The sequence below is a fragment of the Acidithiobacillus sp. TH-A35 genome, from assembly GCF_057473505.1.
Map to the genome: position 1 here is coordinate 1 of NZ_JBYCKR010000095.1, position 4,308 is coordinate 4,308.

At 63.0% G+C, this 4,308-nt stretch carries 5 protein-coding genes; 4 read left to right on the plus strand and 1 reads right to left on the minus strand.

Annotated elements, in window-relative coordinates:
• A partial coding sequence (locus tag AC2VNK_RS03525) for an ABC transporter ATP-binding protein (protein WP_486882815.1) occupies positions 1–372 on the plus strand: 372 nt, incomplete at its 5' end.
• Here the strand turns inward: AC2VNK_RS03525 and AC2VNK_RS03530 are convergent.
• Positions 369–929, minus strand: coding sequence for a DUF2062 domain-containing protein (locus AC2VNK_RS03530; RefSeq protein ID WP_291523152.1), 561 nt, complete (start codon positions 927–929; stop codon positions 369–371). The genes AC2VNK_RS03525 and AC2VNK_RS03530 overlap by 4 nt on opposite strands.
• Here AC2VNK_RS03530 and AC2VNK_RS03535 point away from each other — a divergent pair.
• From AC2VNK_RS03535 to AC2VNK_RS03545, 3 genes are all read left to right on the plus strand, one after another.
• Entirely contained in the window at positions 929–3,124 is a 2,196-nt protein-coding gene (locus AC2VNK_RS03535) for a ComEC/Rec2 family competence protein (protein ID WP_486882816.1), read from the plus strand. The genes AC2VNK_RS03530 and AC2VNK_RS03535 overlap by 1 nt on opposite strands.
• 120 nt (positions 3,125–3,244) lie before the next feature.
• Entirely contained in the window at positions 3,245–3,838 is a 594-nt protein-coding gene (locus AC2VNK_RS03540) for a MotA/TolQ/ExbB proton channel family protein (RefSeq protein WP_486882818.1), read from the plus strand.
• Positions 3,835–4,239: an ExbD/TolR family protein gene (locus AC2VNK_RS03545; RefSeq protein ID WP_291524044.1), complete on the plus strand. Its 405-nt coding sequence runs from the start codon at positions 3,835–3,837 to the stop codon at positions 4,237–4,239. Before AC2VNK_RS03540 ends, AC2VNK_RS03545 begins: the two co-directional genes overlap by 4 nt.
• Positions 4,240–4,308: the final 69 nt, after the last annotated feature.

A 4,308-nucleotide genomic window follows, 5' to 3' on the forward strand; every position in this document is an offset into this window, starting at 1 on the left:
GTTCTGCTGCCCCTGCTGATACGTCGGGTGTCGCGCCATTCCGTAGAGCCTTGGGGTAAGGAAATCCTGACCCGCGTTGGGCTGGGTGAACGTTTGGACCACAAACCGGGCATGCTCTCCGGTGGCGAACGGCAGCGGGTCGCCCTGGCGCGCGCTCTGGTCACGCGTCCGGCGCTGCTCCTCGCCGATGAGCCCACCGGCAATCTCGACAGTGAGTCGGCGGAGAGCGTCCATCAACTGATGCTCGATCTTAATCAGGAACTGGGTACCGCACTGGTTATCGTCACCCATGAGCCAGCGCTGGCGGCACACATGGAGCGCGTGCTCCGGCTGCAGGATGGTGTCCTGCAGCCCCTGGACGCTATGCACTAAAACCGGCTGCGGTGCAGGCGACGGCGTCGCAGCCGCCACAGTATCCAGAGCCGCCAGCCGCCGAGTACGCCAAAGTACAGTATCAGGGCGAGCGCTCCGCCGAGGATGAGGCTGCCCAGCCAGGTGAGGAGGTAGGCATGCCAAAGGCGGTCTCCCATGGCCATTATGCTGATCTGGCCATGGACCATCGCGTGGATATCCGCATAATGAACGGTGATGGCCGGGGCCAGTCCCAACTGGTTGAGCAGCCAGAACCCCAGTTCATAGGATGCGAAGAAAAAGGGCACGATGGTGAGGGGGCCGGTCACTACAAAGGGCATAACGACGCCGACGGGAATATAGGCGCGACGCCAGAGACTGATGAGTAAGATGCTCAGCACATGGCCAAAAAAAGGCAGGCTGCCGATAAAGGTGCCGATGGCTGCGGCGCGCGCTACGTTGTGACGATGGGGATGCCACAGTACCGGTCGGGCCAGATAATGGGTAAAACGTCCCAAGGGACGTTTGCTGAGGACGTCCTCGCGGGTGGGAAGGCGACAGAATGCAGGTAGGCGCAATGCAATATTTCCTGGGTCGTAAGGGGGCTAGTGTAGCCAAGCCGCTGCCCTGGGCCAAATCCTGGCCGTCGCTGCCGCTTTGGGTTATCGCCGCCGGACTGGGGCTGGGGTTTTTTCACAGCTTCCGGCAACTGCCTGCTTTGTGGATTCCGCTTTCCGTAGCGCTTCCCGGACTGCTCCTGGTTTGGAAATGGCGCCCCGCGCTGCTGCTGACTGTCGCGGCGGGGGCCTTTGCCTGGGGCATCTGGCAGGCCGATCTGCGCCTCGCCATACAGTGGCCGGTGGGCCAGGACTTCAGTGTCCGGGGCCGTATTGCCTCCATGCCCCAATTGGGGGGCCGGGAATATCGCTTTCTGGTGACGCCCGAGCACTGGTCGGCAGAGGCCCCTGCGGGCGCCCGTCCTGACATCATTCTCGTTCACGGTAATCTTCCGGAAGTCCCCGTAGTCGGACAACGCTGGCAGTTGCAGTTGCACAGTGAATCTCTTGCCAGCCTGCCCGGCAGCCCCTTTGCTGACCTCGCGCGGCAGCGTTTTTGGGCCGGGGAGGGCGGGGTGGCGCGGCTGCAGGATGCCCGGCTGTTACCGGTTTCCCGCGGGAATCTCCAGGACCATATCGCGGCGGCCCGCGAGGCGGTGCTCCATGCCAGCAATATGGCCCTGGACCGCGAAGCGGCGGGCTTCGTGCAGGCGCTGAGTATTGGTGTCGGTAACCAGCTCCCGCCAGAGATCTGGCAGGTCTACCGGGATACGGGCACCGCCCACTTGCTGGTGATCTCCGGCTCCCACGTGGCTGTGGTCGCCGGACTGGCCCTGTGGCTCAGCCAGTGGCTGTGGCGGCGTATCCCCTGGCTGGTCGCCCGCTGGCCGGCGCAGACGGCGGGGGTCCTCTGCAGTATCCCGGCGGCCTGGGCCTATGCCAGTTTTGCCGGTATGCAGATTCCCGGCGAACGCGCCGCCTGGATGATCACGGCAGCGGCACTCGCCCATCTGCTGGGACGCCCAAACAACGCCTGGCAGGGGCTGTCCCTGGCCGCCTTGCTGATTGCGCTGAAAAACCCCGGCGCGCTGGTGGATGTGGGTTTTTGGTTGTCTCTGGGTGCGGTGGCGGCGCTGGTGGCTATTGGCTACGGCGAGGCCGGCTGGCGTGCGCTGTTGCGCAGTCAATGGGCAGTCTCCATCGCCTTGATGCCCCTGCTGGCGGGACTCTTCGGACAGGTATCCCTGATCTCCCCTGCTGCGAATGTGTTGGTGATCCCGCTGGTGGAATTGCTGGCAGTGCCGCTGGCCTTGCTGGGCGCCCTGTTCGCGCTGCTGGATCTGGAACTCCTCAGTCGCCTGTTTTTTCATCTGGTGGCGCTGGAAATGGACGCGGTGACGGCGCTCCTCCGTGTTTTGCTGCACATTCCTTTTGCCCGGATCAGCACGGGTACTGGTCGCACCTGGGCCTTGCTGGCGGCGGTGCTGGGACTCGGCATCTTTTTCCTGCCGGCGGGCTGGCCGGGGCGGCGGCTGGCTTTGCTGGGTATGGTGCCGCTCCTGATCCCCGCCGGGGGTAGCGCTGATCTGGAATTGCGTGCCCTGGATGCGGGATCGGGCATGCTGCTGTTCTGGCAGAAGGGATCGCAGAGCGGCATTTTCTCGGCAAATCTCTGGAAGGCGGCCAGTCGCGGCAGCGGCGGCCTCGCGCTTACGGCGGCGCTGCGCCAGCAGGGCGTGACGCGGGTGGATGCATGGTTACGCAGCGACATTTCTGCACCCCAGCCGCTGCCTGCTGCTGCCCGGCAGTGGTGGCCTGCCGGAGCCCGTGATTATCCCGGAGGACCGTCGGCACCGGCCTTCTGTCGGGCGGGCGGCGTGGCACCGGCAGCGATGCATTTCCTAACCCTGAATGCACCGGTTCAGCCCTGCATAGTGACCTGGGGCGCCGGACCCGATGTGCTTATTCTGGGTGACGCCGATGCGGCGACGGTCAATCGCCTTGTCGCGGAGCAGGGCGCCGCGTTGCATCGGGTGCAGGCCATCTTTGCCCCTGCCAGCCTGGGCAACACGGAAAGAGCGGCGCTGGCGGCAGCCGCAGCACAGGCGCGAATCTTTTATCTGGGCGACGGCAAGCCGGGCACATGGACCTGGCAGGCCGGGCGCTTACATCACGCCCTGTCGCCATCGCCCGCCTACTGGCAACCCGGCGCCTGAATGCAGACGCCTGCACCGGGCCGGCCGCTGCCGTTTCCTGGGTGATATGCTATATTCCGGCTTCGTCACAATCGAACGGGTTCTGGAGGCGATGTGCAAGAGTTGCTGGGGTTATTTAAAATGGGCGGATTTGTTCTGCCGATTCTCATATTGGCGGCAATTGTGGCTTTGGCCATCGCGGGTAATCGTCTCTGGGTCTTGCGGCGGGGACGTGTTGCGCCACGTGATCTCGCGGCCCGGATAGCGGAGTTGGTAGAGGTGGGCAAGGTACAGCAGGCGGTCAAACTACTCTATGAAAACGACACCCCCTTGGCCCGGATGATGTTGGCGGCTCTGCAGGATGCGGGACAGCCGCGGGACGTGATCAAAGAGTCAGTGGAAGAGACCGGTCGTCATGAGGTGGCTCATCTCGACCGCTACCTCAACTTTCTCGGTAGTATCGCCGGGGTGGCGCCCTTGTTGGGTCTGCTCGGAACCGTATTCGGTATTATGCACGCTTTTGCGGCTATCGGCATGGTGGGCGCGGGTGATCCCAAGGCGCTGGCAGGCGGTATTGCCGAAGCGCTGATCACCACCGCCAGCGGCCTTATCGTTGCCATTCCCAGCCTGATGTTCTATCGCTATTTCAAAGGGCAGGTCGATACGCTGGTGTTGTCCCTGGAAAAAGAGGCCCTGAAACTGGTGAATCTCATATCCCGCGGGACTGAAAAATGAATCTGCGCCCGCGGGTGAGTGAAGAGCCGGAGATCAATGTGATCTCGATGGTCGATATCGTGCTGGTGCTGCTGTTATTCTTCATGGTCACCAGCAGCTTTGTGCACCAGTCCCATCTCTCCATGCAATTGCCCAAAGCCCAGCAGGCCGCCGCCGGTGAGCCGAAATCGCCCATCACCATCGATCTTAGCGCGAGCGGTCAGGTGCGTATGAATAAGCAGGCTTTGTCTATGGCCGACCTGGCCAGACAACTCAAAGCGCTGGCGGTCAAAGATCCCGAACGGGTGATTGTCCTGCGCGCGGATAAAAATACGACGCAGCAGTACGTCATCGATGTATTAGACGCGGCGCAGGAAGCTGGCCTGACCCGGATCAGTTTCGCCACCCTGAGCAATCGCTGAGCCGTGCGGCTGGAAGGGCGTTCCTTGCGCGTGGTGGCCGCACTGGCGGCTTATCTCATCAAAGGTATG